Origin of the sequence: Almyronema sp. (assembly GCF_052168255.1) — a bacterium.
GTDB lineage: Bacteria > Cyanobacteriota > Cyanobacteriia > Phormidesmidales > Phormidesmidaceae > Sphaerothrix > Sphaerothrix epifaneia.
In genome coordinates this window covers 1-2173 of sequence record NZ_JBQLZL010000093.1, presented here as the reverse complement: position 1 = coordinate 2173, position 2173 = coordinate 1, and the positions used below count along the sequence as shown (strand labels likewise).

Genomic DNA, 2173 nt, shown 5'->3' with positions numbered 1-2173 from the left:
CAGGGGACGCTGATCTTTCCCTTCTTCTTACCTATTCAAACCATGAAAACTCAAACCACTCAACGGCCTGTGCTCGATCTCAAACCGCGTCGCGGTGATTTCCTCGCGATTGAGCAAGTTTCTAAGGTTTACCCTACTAAGTCTGGCCCCTATACCGTTTTGCAAGACATTAATCTCACGGTAGAAGCAGGGGAGTTTATTTGTTTGATTGGTCACTCTGGCTGTGGCAAATCAACGCTGCTGAATCTGGTAGGCGGCTTTCAGCAACCGACGACGGGCACGGTGCAATTGCGATCGCAGCCCATTTTGCAACCCGGCCCCGATCGCATGGTGGTGTTTCAAAACTATGCGCTGCTACCTTGGCGTTCGGTGTTTGACAACGTTTATTTGGCGGTGAATTCAGTTTATCCCCAAAAACCCCAAGCAGAAAAACGGGCGATTGTGCGCGATCACCTGGCAATGGTGGGCTTGGCTGAGGCGGCAGATAAAAAACCAGGGCAAATTTCGGGCGGCATGAAGCAGCGGGTTTCAATCGCCCGTGCCCTGGCTATTCGCCCAGAGGTGTTGATTTTGGATGAACCCTTTGGAGCGCTGGATGCTATTACCAAAGAGGAGTTGCAAGAAGAACTGCTCACCATCTGGAACGATCACCGCTGCACCGTTTTGATGATTACTCACGACATTGACGAAGCTCTGTTTTTAGCCGATCGCCTGGTGATGATGACTAACGGCCCTGCCGCCACCATTGGCGAAATTCTGCCGATTCCTTTTGATCGACCCCGCGATCGCGTTCAAATTATGGAAGACCCGGAATATTACAAGCTGCGTAACCATGCTCTGGACTTTCTCTACAATCGCTTTGCCCATGACGACGCGGCCTAGCGGTGATAAGTAGCGGTTCATCGCTCGATAAGTAAGCCCAAAGCCCAGAGGCTTGATTATCCCAGAATTTGCCGTTATACATAGATTAAAGTTAATTTTCGATTCAAGTTCCATTGTCTATAGTCTATTTAGAAGGAGCCGACTATGGAAACGTTAGCCCTGATTAACCCCGCTGCCCTTGCCTCGTTGTTAAACTCTGCTGTCAGTCGCTGTTGGGCAATGGTGCCCCAGCTAGACTTTGCCTCGCTCTCGATTTTGGCTTGTCTGAGTGCAATGGTGGCTTTTTCCGCCGGGGTGCAGCTTGTGCTGCGGCAGATTGAACCGAATTTGGAAGAATCTTAAGTCTCTCTATTGTTGATGGTTTCAGCTCGTCCTTTCTCCAGTTTTAGCTCGTCTTGTCAAGGGTTTCGGGGTCGCACTGCCGTTCTGGCAACGATGCATGGTAAAGAAGCCGTGATCGCGCCGCCGTTGCAAAGTTTGGGGGTGACGGTCACGGTTTTGCCTGAGTTTAATAGCGATCGCTTTGGCACGTTTACCCGCGAGATTGACCGCTTGGGTACGCAGCAAGAGGCGGCTCGTCGTAAGGCTGAAGCCGCTGCCGCTCAGGCGGGGCTAAGTCTGGCTTTAGCCAGTGAAGGCGCTTTTTTTCCGCATCCGGCTCTGCCGTGGGCAGCTTGCGATCGCGAGTTGGTGCTATTGCTCGATTTGGCCAACGGCTTAGAAATTGTCGGAGAAGTGCTGTCTACCCAAACCAACTACGCTCACAAAAAGGTGGCATCCGTAGCTGAGGCGATCGCCTTTGCTGAGACAGTCGGGTTTCCGGCGCATGGGCTGGTAGCCATGCCGCGATCGCGCTTAGACAATCCGGCTAACGGGGTCAAAGGGATTTGCACCGAAGCGGATCTGGTGGCAGCCATAGAGCGCTTACTCCAGCACCACAGCCAGGTTCATCTTGAAACCGACATGCGAGCTATGCATAACCCTAGCCGTATGCAGGTGATTGCCCAAGCCACCCAAGATCTGGTGAATAAGCTGCACCAAGTTTGCCCCCAGTGTGGCTGTCCGGGCTTTGCCGTTAGCCAAAAAATTCCTGGTTTGCCCTGTCGCAACTGCGGTTCGCCAACGCTGCTGCCTTACGCCGAAGTGTATGAGTGCCAGCGCTGCCACCACCGATCGCTTGAACCGCTATTAACCTCACCCACTGCCGATCCGGCTCAGTGCAACTATTGCAACCCCTAGCCCGGTTCAAAAAGAGCAATCGGTGAGGCTGATGGCAACTAGCCCGCTACAC

3 protein-coding genes are annotated in these 2173 nt (G+C 52.9%); all 3 read left to right on the top strand.

All coding sequences use genetic code 11. The annotated features are described in order from the left end of the window. Positions 1-33: 33 nt before the first annotated feature. Positions 34-882, top strand: a complete 849-nt coding sequence (locus ACTS3T_RS19750; protein WP_462935455.1) for a nitrate ABC transporter ATP-binding protein — start codon at positions 34-36, stop codon at positions 880-882. A 144-nt stretch (positions 883-1026) separates the two neighbouring features. Further along, positions 1027-1224, top strand: a complete 198-nt coding sequence (locus ACTS3T_RS19745; protein ID WP_462935433.1) for a hypothetical protein — start codon at positions 1027-1029, stop codon at positions 1222-1224. 15 nt (positions 1225-1239) lie between these two features. After that, positions 1240-2121, top strand: coding sequence for a DUF6671 family protein (locus ACTS3T_RS19740; protein WP_462935432.1), 882 nt, complete (start codon positions 1240-1242; stop codon positions 2119-2121). The last annotated feature ends 52 nt before the right edge of the window (positions 2122-2173 follow it).

What these genes read in the sequence shown, in the direction of transcription:
- ACTS3T_RS19745 (WP_462935433.1), top strand. Translation starts at nt 1,027, where the DNA reads ATGGAAACGTTAGCCCTGATTAACCCCGCTGCCCTTGCCTCGTTGTTA.
- ACTS3T_RS19740 (WP_462935432.1), top strand. Translation starts at nt 1,240, where the DNA reads ATGGTTTCAGCTCGTCCTTTCTCCAGTTTTAGCTCGTCTTGTCAAGGG.